General features: G+C 30.9%; 16 protein-coding genes. 9 read left to right on the top strand and 7 right to left on the bottom strand.

Annotated features, from left to right (window positions below; genetic code table 11):
* The first annotated feature begins 17 nt into the window (after positions 1-17).
* Together C8N27_RS12275 and C8N27_RS12270 are read left to right on the top strand one after the other, a co-directional pair.
* Positions 18-1,778 carry a peptide MFS transporter gene (locus tag C8N27_RS12275; RefSeq protein WP_121147630.1) on the top strand — a complete coding sequence of 587 codons (1,761 nt, stop codon included), beginning with the start codon at positions 18-20 and terminating at the stop codon, positions 1,776-1,778.
* Positions 1,779-1,876: 98 nt separating this feature from the next.
* Positions 1,877-2,395, top strand: a complete 519-nt coding sequence (locus C8N27_RS12270; RefSeq protein WP_099215458.1) for a thioredoxin family protein — start codon at positions 1,877-1,879, stop codon at positions 2,393-2,395.
* A 3-nt stretch (positions 2,396-2,398) separates the two neighbouring features.
* Here C8N27_RS12270 and C8N27_RS12265 read toward each other — a convergent pair whose 3' ends face one another.
* From C8N27_RS12265 to C8N27_RS12255, 3 genes are all read right to left on the bottom strand, one after another.
* Entirely contained in the window at positions 2,399-4,426 is a 2,028-nt protein-coding gene (locus tag C8N27_RS12265; RefSeq protein ID WP_121147627.1) for a ComEC/Rec2 family competence protein, read from the bottom strand.
* Positions 4,427-4,718: 292 nt separating this feature from the next.
* The gene (lysS, locus tag C8N27_RS12260) at positions 4,719-6,416 is read right to left on the bottom strand and encodes a lysine--tRNA ligase (RefSeq protein WP_121148020.1); all 1,698 of its coding nucleotides are present in this window, start codon (positions 6,414-6,416) and stop codon (positions 4,719-4,721) included.
* 420 nt (positions 6,417-6,836) lie between these two features.
* Positions 6,837-7,337, bottom strand: coding sequence for a DUF456 domain-containing protein (locus C8N27_RS12255; protein ID WP_121147624.1), 501 nt, complete (start codon positions 7,335-7,337; stop codon positions 6,837-6,839).
* Positions 7,338-7,658: 321 nt separating this feature from the next.
* On the opposite strand from C8N27_RS12255, the gene C8N27_RS12250 reads away from it, so the two are divergent.
* Together C8N27_RS12250 and C8N27_RS12245 are read left to right on the top strand one after the other, a co-directional pair.
* A complete protein-coding gene (locus C8N27_RS12250; RefSeq protein WP_121148017.1) occupies positions 7,659-8,912 on the top strand; it encodes a tetratricopeptide repeat protein in 1,254 nt (417 codons plus the stop codon).
* 36 nt (positions 8,913-8,948) lie between these two features.
* Positions 8,949-9,419 carry a hypothetical protein gene (locus C8N27_RS12245; protein ID WP_099215452.1) on the top strand — a complete coding sequence of 157 codons (471 nt, stop codon included), beginning with the start codon at positions 8,949-8,951 and terminating at the stop codon, positions 9,417-9,419.
* Positions 9,420-9,424: 5 nt separating this feature from the next.
* Here C8N27_RS12245 and C8N27_RS12240 read toward each other — a convergent pair whose 3' ends face one another.
* On the bottom strand, positions 9,425-10,933 hold the full coding sequence (locus tag C8N27_RS12240; RefSeq protein WP_121147622.1) for a GH3 auxin-responsive promoter family protein: 1,509 nt from the start codon (positions 10,931-10,933) through the stop codon (positions 9,425-9,427).
* Between the two features lie 66 nt (positions 10,934-10,999).
* Here C8N27_RS12240 and C8N27_RS12235 point away from each other — a divergent pair, with 66 nt between their 5' ends.
* Positions 11,000-11,794 carry a DUF2797 domain-containing protein gene (locus C8N27_RS12235; protein WP_121147619.1) on the top strand — a complete coding sequence of 265 codons (795 nt, stop codon included), beginning with the start codon at positions 11,000-11,002 and terminating at the stop codon, positions 11,792-11,794.
* Here the strand turns inward: C8N27_RS12235 and C8N27_RS12230 are convergent.
* The 3 genes from C8N27_RS12230 to C8N27_RS12220 form a co-directional block, all read right to left on the bottom strand.
* Positions 11,789-12,403 carry an HD domain-containing protein gene (locus tag C8N27_RS12230; RefSeq protein ID WP_121147616.1) on the bottom strand — a complete coding sequence of 205 codons (615 nt, stop codon included), beginning with the start codon at positions 12,401-12,403 and terminating at the stop codon, positions 11,789-11,791. The two genes, C8N27_RS12235 and C8N27_RS12230, sit on opposite strands and share 6 nt — an antisense overlap.
* Positions 12,404-12,447: 44 nt before the next feature.
* Positions 12,448-14,568 (bottom strand): carboxy terminal-processing peptidase, encoded by a 2,121-nt coding sequence (locus tag C8N27_RS12225; RefSeq protein WP_099215449.1) that lies wholly within the window; start codon positions 14,566-14,568, stop codon positions 12,448-12,450.
* Between the two features lie 75 nt (positions 14,569-14,643).
* Positions 14,644-15,159, bottom strand: a complete 516-nt coding sequence (locus C8N27_RS12220) for a hypothetical protein (protein WP_121147614.1) — start codon at positions 15,157-15,159, stop codon at positions 14,644-14,646.
* Between the two features lie 115 nt (positions 15,160-15,274).
* On the opposite strand from C8N27_RS12220, the gene surE reads away from it, so the two are divergent.
* The 4 genes from surE to C8N27_RS12200 are packed head-to-tail and all read left to right on the top strand — an operon-like array spanning position 15,275 to position 18,005.
* Positions 15,275-16,045: a 5'/3'-nucleotidase SurE gene (surE, locus tag C8N27_RS12215; RefSeq protein WP_099215447.1), complete on the top strand. Its 771-nt coding sequence runs from the start codon at positions 15,275-15,277 to the stop codon at positions 16,043-16,045.
* Positions 16,033-16,320 carry a hypothetical protein gene (locus tag C8N27_RS12210; protein WP_099215446.1) on the top strand — a complete coding sequence of 96 codons (288 nt, stop codon included), beginning with the start codon at positions 16,033-16,035 and terminating at the stop codon, positions 16,318-16,320. The genes surE and C8N27_RS12210 overlap by 13 nt, the downstream gene beginning before the upstream one ends.
* A gap of 9 nt (positions 16,321-16,329) precedes the next feature.
* On the top strand, positions 16,330-17,442 hold the full coding sequence (gene lpxB / locus C8N27_RS12205; protein ID WP_121147611.1) for a lipid-A-disaccharide synthase: 1,113 nt from the start codon (positions 16,330-16,332) through the stop codon (positions 17,440-17,442).
* Between the two features lie 8 nt (positions 17,443-17,450).
* On the top strand, positions 17,451-18,005 hold the full coding sequence (locus C8N27_RS12200) for a C40 family peptidase (protein WP_121147608.1): 555 nt from the start codon (positions 17,451-17,453) through the stop codon (positions 18,003-18,005).
* The last annotated feature ends 51 nt before the right edge of the window (positions 18,006-18,056 follow it).

Here is an 18,056-nt window from a genome sequence, read left to right as displayed (position 1 = left end):
TATAAATAAGGATATTCATGAGTGAAACATCAAATGATTTTTTTAAATCAAAGGTATTAGGGCACCCATCTGGGTTATTTGTACTGTTTTTTACAGAAATGTGGGAGCGCTTTTCGTTTTACGGAATGCGTGTATTATTAATAAACTTTTTAACAGCAGCAGCAGTTGGAGCTAACCCAGGTTGGGAGTGGTCAGCTGAAAATGCAGGAGCGCTATTTGGTACTTATGCAATGTTGTTGTATTTAACACCAATTTTAGGAGGTATCATAGCTGATAAATTAACGGGGTATCGTTGGGCTGTGGTTATAGGGTCGATAGTTATGACTTTAGGGCATGCAGCTATGGCTATTGAAACTGAATTTTGGTTGTATGTAGGTTTAGCTTTATTAGTAATAGGTACAGGTTTCTTTAAGCCTAATATGACTTCTATTATTTCTGAAATGTATAAAGATTTACCAGAGAAGAAAGACGGTGCTTATACCATTTTTTATATGGGTGTTAATGCAGGAGCTTTCTTTGGAATGATGTTGTGTGGATACTTAGCTGAAAAAGTTGGTTGGTCTTGGGGATTCGGTTTAGCGGGTATCTTTATGTTATTAGGAACCTTACAATTCTGGTTAGCTAAACCATTATTTGGTGCTATTGGTGATGTTCCTTCAAAAAATAAAGAAGAGGAAACTAACGAAACGTCGGTTACAGAAACATCTAATGATAGTGATAAAGAAAATCCTTTTACAAGTTTAGATAAAATTTTAATTGTAATTTCTTCGGTAATTGGTTTAGGATATGCAATTAATGATCCGTTATCAAAAATTGGAGGAATCGATATTTTTGGAGTATTAAAAGTTGGAGATTTTGATGGACAGTACGTAGCTGTATTGTTTGGTTTAGCAGTATTCTTGTTTTTAACAATTTCTCGTATTTCACGATACACCAAAGTTGTTAGAGATAGAATGATAGCAGTAATTATTTTTGCATTTTTTACTGTTTTCTTCTGGATGAGTTTTGAACAAGGAGCAACGTCATTAATACTTTTTGCCCGCGATAATGTTGATAGAGTTTTAACAGGTAACGCTCAAACAATATTTAATATAGTAAATACACTATTAACTGTAATTCCTTTAATAATCATTACTTGGGTATTATATTTATTAGGAAAAGAAACAGGTAAAAGAATTCCAGTATCAAACATTGTATTAGCAATTTGTTTTCTTGGTGTTTGGGCATTAGTAGGATGGATGTTATATGTTGAGTTCTCAGCTGAGGCTTCAGAAATCACAGTATCATGGTTCTCAATCTTAAACTCATTCTTCATTATTGCTTTTGCTAACTTATTCTCAAAATGGTGGGATTCAAAATACAATCCATCTGCAGCTGTTAAATACGGTTTAGGTTTAATTATCATGGCTGTTGGTTTCGGCTTATTAGCTTTTGGAGCATACGGAATTACTGATGGAGTTAAAGTAAGTATGGTTTGGTTAATTTTAGCATACTTATTCCATACATTAGGTGAATTATGTTTATCTCCTGTAGGGCTTTCTTATGTATCTAAATTGGTACCAGCGCGTATGATTGCATTTATGTTTGGTATGTGGTACTTAGCTATTGCGATAGGAAACAAGTTAGCTGCAGTATTTGGAGGTCAGATAGAAAATATTACAAAAGAGTATAGTTTATCAACATTCTTTTTAATTTTTACCATAGTGCCAACGTTAGCTGGATTATTGGTAATCACATTAAATCCTGTAATTAAAAAATTAATGCATGGAGTTAAATAACTCTAAATAAACGTTAAAACAATCTTTTACAACCTGTCAATTTTAAATGTTGGCAGGTTTTTTTGTAAATTTGGAACACTTATTGAGACTTAAGAAGTATGAAAAAAATAATATTAGTAGCAGTTTTAACCTTTATTTCATTAGGGGTCAAGGCACAAGATAAAGTAAATTGGTTAAGCTTTGAGCAAGCGATGGAAATGAGCGAGAAAGAACCAAAACCAATTTTAGTAGATATTTATACTGATTGGTGCGGTTGGTGTAAAAAAATGGATAAAACGACATATAAAAACAAAGTAATTATTGAGTATATCAATACACACTATTATCCAGTAAAGTTAAATGGAGAAACAAAAGATGATATTACATTTCAAGGAAAAACGTTTAAGTATCAAGCTCAAGGAAGAAGAGGATATCATCAATTGGCAGCTGCTATAATGAAAGGTCAGTTAAGCTACCCTTCAACAGCTTTTTTTAATACAGAAAGACAGTTGTTACAAAATGTCCCTGGTTACTTAGAAGAAAAAAGGTTTGAAAAAATACTAGCATATTTTAACAAGGATAATTACAAGAATACACCATGGAAAGAGTTTGAAAAAAACTTTAAAAGTGCGATGTAAAATCTATTCTTTAAAAATATAAGCACCATTTTGGCCAGTATACCAAAATGGTGTTTTTTGTTTATAACAAGTTTCTATCCATCTAGTAATATATGATTTATAATTACTACCATCAGCAATAATTTGTTGAGGTTTTAAGGTAGTAATAAGTCTATCTAAATTAATTTTAGGGCTGTCTTTCAGAATAACTATTGGGTTTTCAAGTTCTTTTATTTGATAAACACTTAGGCTATCTACAATCAAAACATGTTTGTCCATATAGGAGGTTATATTTAAAATTGAATCAGTACTTTTAGAATAAACCTCTTCATTAACTCTATAAGATTGTAGTAGCTTTTGATGATGAAGAACAGAATCATTCAAAGAGCTAAAAATGTTTATTTCGTTACCATTTCTTTTTCCTATAATAGAATGTCTACTTTTATGGAATACAATGAATTCACTTTTTATGTTAATTTGAAACTTTTCATAAAAATAAATTCCCTGAAGTAGGAGAGTAGAAACCAAAAGTAAAAATACTCGTTCATAAGTTTTTTGAATCAAAGCCAGATATAAGAAAATAATAAAAACATACCAAGCTAGCATTGCTTCAAAAGACATTGAGAGTTCTTTCAATAAAAAACCTTCTTGGTGAGAAATCCAATCAACAAAATAATTCATTGTTGAGATTATAAATCCGTAACCATCAGCCATAAATTGAGGTAGTATGCTCAGTGTAGCTAATAAAATAATTACAATTCCAAAGAGTAAAATTACTCCTAAAAAAGGAATGATTATTAAGTTAGATAAAATAAATAAACCTGGAAATTGATGAAAATAATACAAACTTATTGGTAATATACCTGCTTGTGCAGCAATTGAAACGGTAAATATACTCCAGCCTTTATCTAGTAACCAAAACTTAGGTTTCCATAGATTGTAGAGTAATGGTTGTACCAAAACAATACCAAAAACGGCTAAATAACTTAATTGAAATCCAACATCGAATAAAAACATCGGTTTTATTAAGAGTAAGAAGAACATCGAACTGACTAATGAATATTCAATAATCTTTTTCCGCTTGAATGATTGTCCAATAGCAACGAAAGTAAACATCGTTACTGCACGAACTACTGAGGCTGATAAACCAGCTATAAAGGCAAAACACCATAAGAGTAATACAATACAGATGATTTTTACGAGTATTCCGTTAGGAAGCTTTTCTATGGGGTTAAGTAAATAGGAAAGAAGTGGTAGTAAAATACCAATATGCAGCCCAGAAATGGCAAGAATATGAATAGCACCAGCATTTGTGTAGCTTTCTAACAAATCTTTTGAAATTTCTTGTCGTTGACCTAGTAATAAAGCATTTATTACGGCGAACTCATCATTGGTAAAATGATATTTTTTTAAAGAGGTTTGTACGCTTTCTCTAATATTAACTGATAAACCGATTAAAGAAAAACTTGTGTTGTTAAGTTGTTTAAATTGCTGTTTGTTTAAAAATACCTGATGATAAATATACTGTTTGGCTAAATATTGCTTGTAGTCAAATTGATGCGGATTTAAAGGAGGAATTAATTCTTTAAAAGGAGTTTTAATAAAAATATGATTACCTACCTTTAATATAGGTGATAAACTGTCCTTTTGAATGTTCAGAAGAATATATCCAGTGGTTTTGGTAGAATCTACTTGTGAAACTTTAGCAACATATTTTGTATAGTAGTTTCCTGGTTTTAATACTTTTTGTACATCAAGTATATAAGTAGAATTCTCAGTTGATTTATGGTTATAATAATTCGCGTAATTTCTCGGGTTGTGAATATACGCGGTACTAATTCCGATAAAAACAAAGAACAGCAGTGTAGCTATATTAAATGCTTTTCGCATTTCAGTTCTTTTTAAGAAATAAAGAATAATTAAAAATCCTATTAAAGAATAAGCCAAGTATGTAAAATTATACTGCCAAATTTGTGTATAAAATTGGAATGTTATGCCAATAACAAGGCACACCAAAAAATGAAATGGAGGGTATTCAAATAATTTTTTCATAGCTTTTTAAAGTTATGAAAAAACTGCGAATATGAAAAGTTTAGTTATTTTGGATAGTTAAATCCGTCGTAATTACTGTTATAAAATGTTAACCATATTTTATAGTTGTAAGTATTATAAGCAGGTAGTGCATTATTTAGGTTATTGTAGTTGACGTTATTGAAGATATGAGCTTAATTTGATAACTTATATCCGGTTAGTAGCTAATTTACCCAAAATAGCATAAAAACCAAACAAAAAAGCAACCTCAAATGAGATTGCTTTTTTATTTTATATAGTTTTTTGAAATGCGTTATAGGATTTCTACAAACAAACCTTCCTCTGTTTTTTCAACTTTAGCAAGACTGTTTTTGGTTAATCCTTTAATAGTTTTGTCCCACTTTTTGTTAGATAAACCACTTTGAGATTTTAAATCATTTAAACCTATTTTTTCAGCTTTCTCTAACAAAGCTAATACAGCTTTTTCATCATCGTTTAATTCAACTGTAGGAGCTTGCTTCTCAGGCTTCATTTGTGGGAAGAATAACACTTCTTGAATTGACGGATTGTTTGTTAAATACATAATCAAACGATCCATTCCAATTCCTAATCCAGAAGTAGGAGGCATACCATATTCTAACGCACGTAAGAAATCTTGATCGATAAACTCACCAGCTTCATCATCACCACGAGCAGCTAACTTTAACTGAGCTTCAAAACGCTCACGTTGGTCGATTGGGTCGTTCAATTCAGAATATGCATTGGCAATTTCTTTACCACAAACCATTAGTTCAAAACGCTCTGTTAATTCAGGATTGTCACGGTGCTCTTTACACAATGGAGACATTTCCTTAGGATAATCGGTAATAAATGTTGGTTGAATGTAGTTTCCTTCACATTTCTCACCAAAAATCTCATCAATTAACTTTCCTTTACCCATTGTTTCATCTACTTCGATACCCATGTCTTGAGCAGCTTTACGGATTTCATCTTCCGATTTTCCGTTGATATCAAAACCAGTAAAGTGTTTGATAGAATCTGCCATAGTAACACGTGCATATGGAGCTTTAAAGTCAACTTTATGCTCTCCAAAAGTAGCTTCAGTAGTTCCGTTTACAGCTAAAGCACAGTGCTCTAATAATTTTTCAGTGAATTCCATCATCCAGTTGTAGTCTTTGTAAGCTACATAAATTTCCATTGCGGTAAATTCTGGATTATGTGTTCTGTCCATTCCCTCGTTACGGAAGTTTTTAGAAAACTCATATACACCATCAAAACCACCAACAATCAAACGCTTTAAGTATAATTCATTAGCTATACGCATGTATAATGGAATATCTAATGCATTATGATGTGTAATAAATGGTCTTGCTGCTGCACCACCAGGAATTGGTTGTAGAATAGGTGTTTCTACTTCAAAATATCCTGCATCGTTGAAAAACTGACGCATGGCGTTGAATAACTTTGTACGTTTTACAAACACGTCCTTTACTTGCGGATTTACCACTAAATCAGCATAACGCTGACGGTAACGCATTTCAGGATCAGTAAAACCATCAAACGTATTTCCTTCCGAATCCACTTTAGGTAATGGTAATGGTTTTAAAGATTTACTTAATAATTTAAAATCTTTTACCATTACAGTGATTTCTCCAACTTGAGTTTTAAATAACTCTCCTTCAATACCTACAAAATCACCAATATCTAATAATTTCTTGTATACTTCGTTGTACAAAGTTTTGTCTTCACCTGTACAAATTTCATCTCTGTTAAAGTATACTTGAATGCGTCCTTCACTATCTTGCAATTCAGCAAAAGAAGCTTTTCCTTGAATACGACGAGACATTAATCTACCAGCAATAACTACCTTCTTACCTTCCTTAAACTCCTGTTTAATCTGTTTGGAATTCGTATCTAATGGAAATAAATCTGCTGGATATGGATTGATACCCAATTCACGTAATTTTGATAGTTTTTCTCTACGTACAACTTCTTGTTCTGATAATTGCATTGACTTAATTTTTAAGTAATTTTTGTTTAAAGGTGCAAAGATACAATCTATTACAAAATTAGACAACGGTAGTATCATATAGATTTTATAAAAAAAGTAATTTTTATTTGTAGGTTTTAAAAAAGGATGTATATTTGCAGGCTGTCTAATTTTAAAAGGACAGCATTTAGTTGTGTTGTTAGATACTTTAAATAGTATCATGGTTTTGTTAACCAATGGAAAGCTTCCCTTAGATGGGTTGCTTTTTTTTTGCAGTTTAGTTACGTGTTTTAGTAGCTGTTTCCCGCTTTCCGCACTCGCTCTCTACGAGGAGCTCAAACAAATGCTTCAATCGGGGCTAAATAATTAATCGTCATTTCGACCGAAGAGAGAAATCTTAGAGTTATTAGTTAGAATTAAAATGTAAAAAAAAACTTTTTCCTAAAAAAAAGCGGCTTTATACTCCCAGAACTTAACAAAAAACAGTACTAAGAATACTATAGATATAGAAAATTTAATTGTAGCAGAAGCTAAAAAGCCCAAGAAAGCACCAAATGATGCTTTGATTGCTCTGTTAGTGTCTTTACTATCATAAATTAATTCACCAACCAAAGCACCTACAAAAGCGCCAATTAAAATTCCGAAAGGAATAGGGGAGAGTAATCCAATAATTAAACCAATAGTAGTACCGTATACTCCATATTTCGTGCCTCCAAATCGTTTAGTTCCCATTGCAGGGATAAAGTAATCAAGAAAAAATATAATGACAGCAATAGCTAAAGTGATTCCTAAAAATGTCCAATTTTGAGGAACTACTTTTGTTAAATGTAATAATAACAAACCTACCCAGCTAGTAATAGGGCCTGGTAATACTGGTAAAAATGAGCCAATAATTCCTAGACAAGCAAATACAAAACCGAGTATAACTAAAAATATATCCATTAACTTTTTTATAGATAAGACGAAGATATGAAAGCTTTGTTACATACTTGTTAACTAAAACAAATAGGGATTGTCTTTAGAAAAACGAAGAATTTATATACAATTTTAAATCGGAAAAGATAAAAAAGTAATTGCTTAGAAAGGAAGAAATCCTTATCTAGTATTAAAGAAAAAATGGCACAAAAATTGCCACAAATGCAACCAGGTGAACACGGAGGAAAAAAAGTACGAGTAGGGTACACTCTACCAATTACTTTTGAGGTGAAATAAAATAATTATCTTGGTCACAGATAACCAATGAACAACACCCAAAATAGAAACGTGAAAAATAAAATTTTACTTATTGTTTTTGTAGTAGGAATTATAAAAGTCGAGGCGCAAGTTTCGGCTTTTAAAACTATTGATAGTTTAGTAAATATAGGACGCTACCAAACAGCATTAGCAAAGTTACATGAGTTAGATACTACTTTTCAATCAACTTCAAAAGTAGCATCTATTTACGCTTCAATTGATAATTATAAAAAAGCCTCTTTATATTATGAAAAGGCATTGGAGTTAAAAGATGATTATTCAGTAAAAATAAGGTTGGCAAAAGCATATAAAAAAGAGAAAAAGCTACAAAAAGCTATTGATGTTTATGAAGGTATTATAAGTAAAGATGCTGAAAACTTACTTATAAAGTATCAGTTAGGAAAATTGTATGCACAAACAAAGCAACCAGCCAAAGCGATTGATACTTTTAAAAATATTATTAAGCAAGATAGCACGAATGCAAATTATCATTACCGTTTGGGAATTGCTTATGGAATGTTAAAAAAACGAAATCTAAAAATAAACAGTTTTTTAGAGGCTTATAAAAATGATACAACCCACATTAAATCTATTCATCACTTAGCATTAGCTTATACTTTATTACATGATAAAGATTCAGCAAACATATTTATAAATAGAGGCTTGGTAGTAAACCCTAATCATATTAATTTAAATAAGTTAAAAATTAATAATTTATATAGAGAAGAAAAGTTTACTGAGGCTATTCAATTTTTAAAAAGGATAGATACTATAGAACCCAACGAACATTACACGCAAAAAATGCTAGGGCGTAGTTATTTTAATCTAAAGAAATACGAAGAGGCAAAAAAGTATTTTAATAAAGCCATAAGAATAGATAAATCAGATTTTAAAGCCTATACCTATCTAGGTGATATTAATTTTGAAAAGAAAAAATTTTACAAAGCTCAGTTAGATTATATGGTGGCAACTTTTGCTGGTAAAGAACCCAGAGATGTTGAATATTATCAATTAGCAAGAGTTTATAAAGAATTAGGTAACCCTAAAGAAGAACTTAAATCATATAAAAAATCTTTTGAAGAGAATAGGAAAAATTATAAAGCATTGTACCAACTAGCAAAAACTAGTGAAGACTATTACAAGGATAAACGAATAGCTTACAAACATTATAAAAATTATGTAAACCGTTTTGAAAGAAAAGATTCTGTATTAACTAAGCACGCTAAAGAAAGGTTAAAAGAAATTAAAAAGTACTATTTCTTACAAGGAGAGATTTTACAATAGTATTTAATTTTGTATATTCATCTTAAAATCAATAAGATGAGTTTTCGCTATGTGGCTTTTTTAATTTGTGCTTTGCTATGTTCTTCTTGCGACTTCTTTTCATACCCAAAAAAGAATAGTGCACAAGCTTTGGATACTATTGTAGATTTTACAAAAGTAGATATATCTCCTTCTTTTTATAAATGTAAAGATTTACTAGATGAAGCTAAAGCCAATTGTTTTAGAAAAGAAATTCATAGAAGAATAACAACTAAATTAAAACAACATAATTTTGTTACTAAAAATAGCTTAGATGAAGAAGTTTTAATTGATATTTTGATTAATAAGGAAGGGGAGTTTGTTTTAGTTGAACTAACTACACCTGATACTGTTACCAATCAATTACCAGAATTAGATAGTATTGTAAAGTTAGCAATAGAAAAACTCCCAAGAATAAGTCCAGCTACTAAAAGAGGGATTCCAGTAGTAACAAAATATCAATTGCCTATTAAAATTAAAACAGAGTAGTACGTTTATAATTTCAAAAGCTCCTCAACAAAATCACGATTATTTGATAAACGAGGAATTTTATGTTGTCCACCTAATTTTCCTTTTTCTTTCATCCAATCATAAAACAAACCTTTACGGGCTTGATGTATCTTAGGCATTGCTAAAGTCATATTATTATAACGTTTAGCTTCATAGTCAGAATTACAATTTTTTAAAGCATTATCTAACTCTTCAGTAAAAAAGGTGAGGTTTTCAGGAGCTTTTTTAAACTCAATAATCCACTCATGCGCACCATTCTCTTTACCATTCATAAAAATAGGGCCAACAGTATATTCTTTAATTTCACAGTTGGTTTTATCACTAGCTACTTTTAAAGCATCTTCAGCATTTTCAATAATTAACTCTTCGCCAAAAACATTAATATGATGTTTAGTACGTCCAGTAATTTTTATACGATAGGGATCGGTTGAGGTAAACTTAACGGTATCTCCTATCAAATAACGCCATAAGCCACCGTTTGTGGTAATAATAATGGCGTAATTAATATCTTTTTTTACTTCAGAAAGAGGAATAGCCTTAGAGTTTTCTCCATTGTATTCACTCATTGGAATAAACTCATAAAAAATTCCGTAGTCTAACATTAATAGCATTTCATCAGAATCATTTCGGTCTTGAATAGCAAAAAAACCTTCTGATGCATTATAGGTTTCATAATATTTAAAATCGTCTCTTGGAATGAGTTTCTTATACTGTTCTCTGTATGGATTGAAGTTTATTCCTCCGTGAAAGTAAACCTCCAGATTAGGCCAAACCTCTAAAATATTATTCTTTCCTGTTTTCTCTAATACTCTATTTAATAAAACTAACATCCAAGAAGGAACACCAACTAAACTTGTAATATTTTCATGAATAGTTTCATTAATAATAGCTTCCATTTTTGCCTCCCATTCACCCATCAATGCAGTTTCTTGCCTTGGAGCTGAGCTAAAATCTGCCCAAAAAGGCATGTTTTCAATAATTATTGCAGATAAATCACCAAAATAAGTGTTGTTATCTTCATATACTGCTGAACTTCCACCCAAACGCAGTCCCTTACCAGTAAAAAGCTTTGCGTTTTCGTTATTGTTTATATATAAACATAACATGTCTTTTCCTGCTTTAAAATGACAATACTCAATAGCTTCATCACTTACAGGGATAAACTTGCTTTTTGCATTAGTAGTACCACTTGATTTTGCAAACCAACGTATAGGCGTAGGCCAAAATAAATTTTGTTCTCCTTTTCTACAACGTTCAATAAGTGGTTCAATACTTTCATAACGTTGAATGGGAACATTGTTAGCAAAGTCAGTATAACTTTTAATTGAAGAGAAATCTTGTTGTTTCCCAAACTCAGTATTTTTAGCAGCACTTACAAGCTTTAGTAATAGCTCATTCTGAACATCAATAGGATATTTTAAAAATAATTCCACTTGATGTTTACGCTTTTTTAAGAACCAAGAAATGATGGAATTTATAAATGGAAACGTCATAGATTAACTCTTAATTCAATTTTTTTACTGTAATTTTGTGAAGCTAAATGTAACAAAATTTAAGACATGCAATACCAAGGAGTTTTAAAAAAAATGCCTACTGAAAATTTAAGTACAGTTCAATACTATTTAGATATGGGGGCTGATTTTTTGAATATGAATCAGTTATTGAATAAGGAGTTAACCTTGACTTTTGTTACCTATGAGTGTTTAAACTGTCATTTAGAAAAAAAAATCTATCGTCAAGGTTTTTGTAAAAAATGCTTTTTTGAAACTCCAACTGCAGGTGATTGGATAATGCGTCCTGAATTAAGTAAAGCACATTTAGGAGAAGAAGATAGAGATTTGGAGTACGAAAAAAAGGTACAGTTACAACCACACATTGTGTATTTAGCAAATTCAAGTAATGTAAAGGTGGGAGTAACGAGAAAACAACAAGTACCAACTCGTTGGATAGATCAAGGGGCACATGAGGCCATTGAAATTGTTGAGGTACCTAATCGTTATTTAGCAGGGATTACCGAGGTAGCCCTAAAGGAGCATGTTGCTGATAAAACAAATTGGAGAACCATGCTGAAAAACGATATTAAGGATGAAAACTTGGTTGAATGGCGAGAAAAATTACAAGAGTTTATTCCTGATGAAGCTAAAGAATACTACATAGCTAATAATACTGAAACGAATATTCAGTTTCCAGTTGAAAAGTTTCCTAAAAAACCTAAAAGCTTAAGTTTAGAAAAGGAAGAAACATACACAGGTAAATTGGTAGGTATTAAAGGACAATACTTAATGTTTGAGGATGAAACAGTGTTTAATGTTCGTTCTAATGAAGGGTTAGTAGTTAAAATTGAGCTGTTATAAAAGCTCAATTTCTCTTTGAATATTTATACGAGCAGTTTCTTCAAACTTTAGATAAAAATATTCTGTCTTAAATATATTTTCCATCCTTAGGAAATGCTGTAATGCTTTTTTTCTACCTGAGTTATAAATCATATTAGGATAAATAGCATATTCTTTTCGTACATTTTTATAATACTGAGTGTATACTTCCCAGTCTTGACCTAAAATAGATAAATCAGCATCAATAAAGTAATTGGTATCTGAATCTTCAGAGGTTTTATGAGATTTAGTAGCTAAAATCTGAGAATAACAATTTTCTATAATTTTTGTGGGTACTAAGAGTTGTTTCATTCTTTTAATAGCTAATTCAGCGCTTTTTTCTTCATTATTACTTTTTAAAGAGTTGTAGATGATATCATGATAAAACAGCGTGAATAAAATTGTGTCCCAATGGTTTATTTCGGTTTTTATTTTAGTAAGTTGAATAAGTAAACTCTCAAGGTGTTCTAATGTGTGATAGTATCTCTTTTTATCAGAATAACTCTCAACTATTTCTTTCCATAACAAGATGTTGAGACTGTTATCGTTTGAGTAGGTAGCTAACAAGTTTAAAAAAGTGTTTTTTAGCATAAAAAGAGTGAAAAAAGAAAAAGGGTTCAAATGAACCCTTTTTTTTAATGTTTTACAGCAACATGGTTGTTGTTCATTTTTAATTCGCTTAGTACGTTTAGCGCTTCATTTATGTATATATCTTTCTGAAGGTTTTTATGCCATGCAACACGTTTTTCTTCTAAAACAGTATCCTTTTTAAATAGGTTTAACTCGTATTTAGGTGAAACAAATGTTAAGTGTGAATCAAATTTAAAAATGTCTTTAAATTGTTCTCCTTCTTTAGTTTTAGCTTCGCTTTCCTTTTTAAAAGCATCATAGTTTAAAGAGTACACTCTTTCGTCTTGGTTTTTCTTTAACCACTTAGCATAGTCATTTATTTTATTAAATTTTTCGTTGTTCATTACACGTTGCTTACTATTGTATACAACATCTGCAAAATTACTATATGAGTTGGTAGTGGTATATTTAGCTTGTTGCACCTTATCCCAAGGTAAAGCACCATCTAAATCACGTTCTCCAAAATCCATATAACTATATCTGGTAGGTAAAGAAATATCAGAATATACTCCTTCAATTTGAGTAGAACCACCATTGATTCTATAAAATTTTTGAATGGTCATTTTTAAAGCTCCTAAATCATTAGGATATTGCTCATAAAAACGGTTTATAGGTAAAACATTTTGTACAGTTCCTTTTCCATAAGTTTGTTTACCGCCAATAATAACACCACGTTTGTAGTCTTGCATTGCTGCAGCAAAAATTTCTGAAGCAGAAGCAGAAAATTCATTTACCATTACCACTAATGGTCCTTCCCATTGAATTTTTGGATCAGTATCAACTTTTACTAAAGGTTCTTCACCACGATATTTAACTTGAACAATAGGTCCTTTGTTGATAAATAAACCACCAATTTCAATAGCTGTTTTTAAAGACCCTCCTCCATTATCACGTAAATCAACAATTAAACCTTGAACATCTTCTTCTTTCAAACGCTCAATTTCTTTTTCCATGTCTTTTGCTGCATCTCTACGGCTTAAGTCGTTGAAATCTATATAAAACCTAGGAAGGTTAATGACTCCGTATTTTTTACCATTTTTTTCAACTATACTAGATTTCACAAAAGTTTCTTCAAGCTCAACCACATCTCTAATAATTGGGATGACTTTAATAGAACCATCAATCTTTTTCTTTACAGTTAAACGAACTTCTGTTCCTTTTTTTCCTTTGATAAACTTTATAGCATCATCCAAACGCATTCCAACAATATCTAAAGGTTCTTCATCTCCTTGAGCAACTTTTAAAATAATATCATCAGCTTCTAATTCACCTTGTTTCCATGCAGGTCCTCCAGAAATTAATTCAACAATGTGAGTGTAAATTCCTTTTTTCTGTAAACGAGCTCCAATACCTTCTAATTTACCAGACATCTCTTGGTCGAAACGTGTTTTAATTCGAGGAGACATATAAGTTGTATGTGGGTCAAAACCGCTTACTACGCTGTTTAAAAACGTAGAATACCAGTCAGAGTTTTCAAGTTCACCTATACGCATGTATAAGTCGTCCATATTTTTTAAGACTTTTTTTCGTGCCTCAGCTTCTAAAACTTTAAAACTTTTCTTTTTAAAGCTCTTATCTTTTTTTGCTTTCTCGTTTTGTTGATTTTCAGCATCTTCAATATTACTTAAAATAGATAATTTTAATTGCTTTCTCCAATAGTCAATCAACTCGGTTTCGTTTTTAGCATACGGAACTTTGTCATAATCAATATCAATAACTTCCTTTTTCTTATAGTTAAAAGGTTGCTTTAATAATGAACGATAGGTCTTTTTACCTGACTCCATCTTTTCTAAAAAGCGTTTATATACTAATTTGTAAAAATCAATATTAGATTCTCTTAGTTGATTATCTATTTGATACTTGTATTGAGAAAATTCTTTTAAATCTTCTTGAGTAAAATAACGCTTATTAGGGTCTAGACCATCAATAAATGTAGTATATACGTGTTCAGAAAAATCGTCATTTAACTTTTTTTGAACGTAATGGTATCTACTTAAAATATTTTTTAAAACGTAAACAATAACACGGTCTTTTTCAGGATCGTTATTAGGAAGTGTATTCGAACTAACAGAGTTAGAAAATAAAAGGGTGATTGCTAAAAATGGTATAATAAACTTCGTCTTCATAAAACCTTCTGTCTTTTTAATTTGTGTTGAGTCGTTGTGTTGCTAAGCTACTAAAATAATGCCAATTTTTTAGTTTTATTGCTTTTTATAAATGCCTCTAAAAACTTCTTTAGTCTTTTTAAGGTCTTCATTGAGATAATCCCAAATTTGAGTTACAGAACCATCTTTGTTTTTTGTCCAAGTAATTTGGTTGTAATAATTGCCTTTGTCATTTTTTACAAGATTACTTTTTAAAGTCATAGTATTATCTTTAAAATAACCTTTTAAAACTAGTGAAAATCCAGTGTTATCAATCCAAACTTGGTTCCAAGTATTATCTGTTTTGTTATAATAGTTATAACTAGTTCCTTGACTTTTTGATGTTTTAGAACTCCAATTTTCTTGAATAGCACATGCATTGGGCATTTTTATAACGTTGTTATGACCAATTAATTTTCCTTGTGTATTATAAACATTCCAATTTCCGACCCAAAAATCAAACTGGGTATAGTTTACTTCATTACAAGGTTTTGTTGGGGGATTTTGTGCTGAAATAATTGAAAAAAAAGAAGAAATAACAAAAACTGTAACATAAACAATAATCCGTACCATAACGCTTGAGTTTGATTACCACAATTTTACACATAAAATGAACCAATCTGTCTTTACAAAATGTTAAAAATAGAATCCTTTTTTTATGTTACATTTGTTGTAAAACTTACTTACTATGCAAGATAGACCTTTGATTTTAGTTACGAATGATGATGGAATTACTGCTCCTGGTATTCGTATGTTAATTGAAATTATGAATAAAATTGGGGATGTAGTTGTAGTTGCACCTGATAGTCCGCAAAGCGGAATGGGACATGCTATTACTGTGAATAACGTGTTACACTGTAACCCAATTACTATTGATGAAGGTCCACAAATTGAGTACAGTTGTTCGGGTACTCCAGCTGATTGCGTTAAAATGGCAAAAAATGAAATTTTAAATCGCACACCAGATTTATGTGTTTCAGGAATTAATCATGGGTCAAACTCATCAATTAATGTAATTTATTCAGGAACCATGAGCGCTGCTGTTGAAGCTGGTATTGAAGGTATTCCTGCAATAGGTTTTTCTTTGTTAGATTTTGATTGGCATGCCGATTTTAGAGCAGCACGTAAGTTTATCGAAAAAATAGCGTTAAATGTTTTGTTAAATGGATTACCAGATGGTGTAATTTTAAACGTAAATATTCCTAAGTTAAAAGAAAACGAGATTAAAGGAATTCGTATTTGTAGACAGGCGAATGGATATTGGAAAGAAACGTTTGATAAACGTAAAAGTCCTTTTGGAAAAGAGTATTATTGGCTCTCTGGAGAATTTATTAACAGAGATAAAGGGCAGGATACTGATGTTTGGGCATTAGAAAATGGTTTTATATCTGTTGTGCCAGTTCAATTTGATATGACAGCGCATCATGCAATTCAAAAATTACACACATGGGACATATAAAAAAAGAAATATTAATAGGAATTATAGTTTCATTGTTGGCAACAACTTGTGGCTTTTTTATTTATGTAGAGTACATCTCAGAACTTAGTATTTCAGAAACGATTTCTATGATAAGAGAAGGAGGAGTATTAGGATCTGTAATTGCTTTAGCAGCAATACCTAATTTATTTGTTTTTTGGGTGTTTTTAAAAAAGAAACAAGATTATAGAGCAAGAGGAGTGTTAATAACTACAATTGCTGTAGCTTTATTAACAGCATTTTTAAAGTTTTTCTAATTTTAATACATGAAATATTACATTCTTGTAGGTGAAGCTTCGGGTGATTTACATGGAGCAAATTTAATGAAGGCCTTAATAAAGGAGGACCCAAAAGCAGATATTCGTTTTTGGGGAGGAGATTTAATGCAAGAAGTTGGAGGTACACTTGTTAAGCATTACAAAGAACGTGCTTTTATGGGGTTTGTTGAGGTGTTGATGAACTTACGTAAGATTTTAGGAATGATTTCTTTTTGTAAAAAAGACATTGCTCAATTCAATCCTGATGTAATTATTTTTATTGATAACTCAGGCTTTAATCTTCGTATTGCTAAATGGGCAAGAAAGCAAGGTCTTAGAACTAATTATTATATTTCACCTCAAGTTTGGGCAAGTAGAGCGAGTAGAGTTAAAGATATTAAACGAGATATCGACCAAATGTTTGTAATTCTTCCGTTTGAAAAAGAGTTTTATAAAAAGCATGGCTATAATGTTCATTTTGTAGGGCATCCTTTAATTGATGGAATTGCAGGAAGAGAACAAGTTTCTATCGAAAAGTTTAGAAAAGAACATAATCTGGGACATAAAGAGGTTATAGCACTGTTACCAGGAAGTAGAAAGCAAGAAATAACAAAAATGTTATCGGTAATGCTCTCATTAGTACAGAATTTTCCACAATATCAGTTTGTAGTGGCAGGAGCACCAAGTCAATCTTACGAGTTTTATCAAGAAATAATTGGAGATTCAAATGTGAAATTCATTAATAATAAAACTTATGATTTATTGAGTATTTCACATGCTGCTTTGGTAGCGTCAGGAACAGCAACTTTAGAAACAGCATTGTTTAAAGTACCTCAGGTAGTGTGCTATAAAGGAAGCAACATTTCATATCAAATAGCCAAACGAATAATAACATTAAAATATATATCGTTAGTTAATTTAATAATGGATAGAGAAGTAGTAAAAGAGTTAATACAAAACGATTTTACTAAAGAAAAATTACAACATGAATTAACTCGTATTTTAGAATCAGAACATCGTCAGCAATTGTTTTTGTCATACTTTGATTTGGAACAAAAATTAGGAGGAAAAGGAGCCTCTGCAAAAACAGCAAAGTTGATTGTTGCTGGGTTAAAAAAATAAAAATTAGCATGATGAAAATAGTCTTCTTTATATGTTTGGTATCATTTTTAATGATTTCTTGTGGATCATCAAAAAATGTTAGTACGACTTATCAAAAAAGAGTTTCAACAGTTACTCCTAAAAAAGTAGAAGATACGGATATTAAAACCAGTGAAACATTAACAAAAAAAGAAGATGTAACCGTTGCTGATAAAATTGTATGGACTGCAGTAACTTATAAAGGTGTGCCATATCGTTTTGGTGGAATGACTAAAAGAGGAATGGATTGTTCTGGGTTAATTTTTACATCATTTAAACAACGAAACGTACCTATAGCAAGAACATCACACCAAATGTACGTACAAGGAGAAAACATTTCGTTACGAGAGGTTCAAAGAGGAGATTTACTATTTTTTAAAACTTCAAGAAAAAGAGGTAGAGTAAATCATGTTGGATTAGTAACTTCTGTAGATAATGGAGATATTCGTTTTATACATTCAACTACATCACGAGGGGTTATTGTAACTTCACTACACGAAAACTATTGGAAACGTGCTTTTATTAAAGCGAAGCGAGTGTTGTAATAATCGTTAAACCAAGTTTTAACTTCCATAATTAATCCTAAAATAGATTTC

Origin of the sequence: Tenacibaculum discolor (genome assembly GCF_003664185.1) — a bacterium.
GTDB lineage: Bacteria > Bacteroidota > Bacteroidia > Flavobacteriales > Flavobacteriaceae > Polaribacter > Polaribacter discolor.
This window is presented reverse-complemented; position numbering and strand designations above follow the sequence as displayed.

Excerpts from the sequence above, each read along its gene's own strand:
- C8N27_RS12200 (WP_121147608.1), top strand. The coding sequence starts at position 17,451 with ATGATGAAAATAGTCTTCTTTATATGTTTGGTATCATTTTTAATGATT.
- C8N27_RS12270 (WP_099215458.1), top strand. The coding sequence starts at position 1,877 with ATGAAAAAAATAATATTAGTAGCAGTTTTAACCTTTATTTCATTAGGG.
- C8N27_RS12230 (WP_121147616.1), bottom strand. The coding sequence starts at position 12,403 with ATGCTAAAAAACACTTTTTTAAACTTGTTAGCTACCTACTCAAACGAT.
- C8N27_RS12255 (WP_121147624.1), bottom strand. The coding sequence starts at position 7,337 with ATGGATATATTTTTAGTTATACTCGGTTTTGTATTTGCTTGTCTAGGA.
- C8N27_RS12220 (WP_121147614.1), bottom strand. The coding sequence starts at position 15,159 with ATGGTACGGATTATTGTTTATGTTACAGTTTTTGTTATTTCTTCTTTT.
- C8N27_RS12225 (WP_099215449.1), bottom strand. The coding sequence starts at position 14,568 with ATGAAGACGAAGTTTATTATACCATTTTTAGCAATCACCCTTTTATTT.
- C8N27_RS12235 (WP_121147619.1), top strand. The coding sequence starts at position 11,000 with ATGCAATACCAAGGAGTTTTAAAAAAAATGCCTACTGAAAATTTAAGT.
- lpxB (WP_121147611.1), top strand. The coding sequence starts at position 16,330 with ATGAAATATTACATTCTTGTAGGTGAAGCTTCGGGTGATTTACATGGA.
- C8N27_RS12265 (WP_121147627.1), bottom strand. The coding sequence starts at position 4,426 with ATGAAAAAATTATTTGAATACCCTCCATTTCATTTTTTGGTGTGCCTT.
- lysS (WP_121148020.1), bottom strand. The coding sequence starts at position 6,416 with ATGCAATTATCAGAACAAGAAGTTGTACGTAGAGAAAAACTATCAAAA.
- C8N27_RS12245 (WP_099215452.1), top strand. The coding sequence starts at position 8,949 with ATGAGTTTTCGCTATGTGGCTTTTTTAATTTGTGCTTTGCTATGTTCT.
- surE (WP_099215447.1), top strand. The coding sequence starts at position 15,275 with ATGCAAGATAGACCTTTGATTTTAGTTACGAATGATGATGGAATTACT.
- C8N27_RS12210 (WP_099215446.1), top strand. The coding sequence starts at position 16,033 with ATGGGACATATAAAAAAAGAAATATTAATAGGAATTATAGTTTCATTG.
- C8N27_RS12240 (WP_121147622.1), bottom strand. The coding sequence starts at position 10,933 with ATGACGTTTCCATTTATAAATTCCATCATTTCTTGGTTCTTAAAAAAG.
- C8N27_RS12275 (WP_121147630.1), top strand. The coding sequence starts at position 18 with ATGAGTGAAACATCAAATGATTTTTTTAAATCAAAGGTATTAGGGCAC.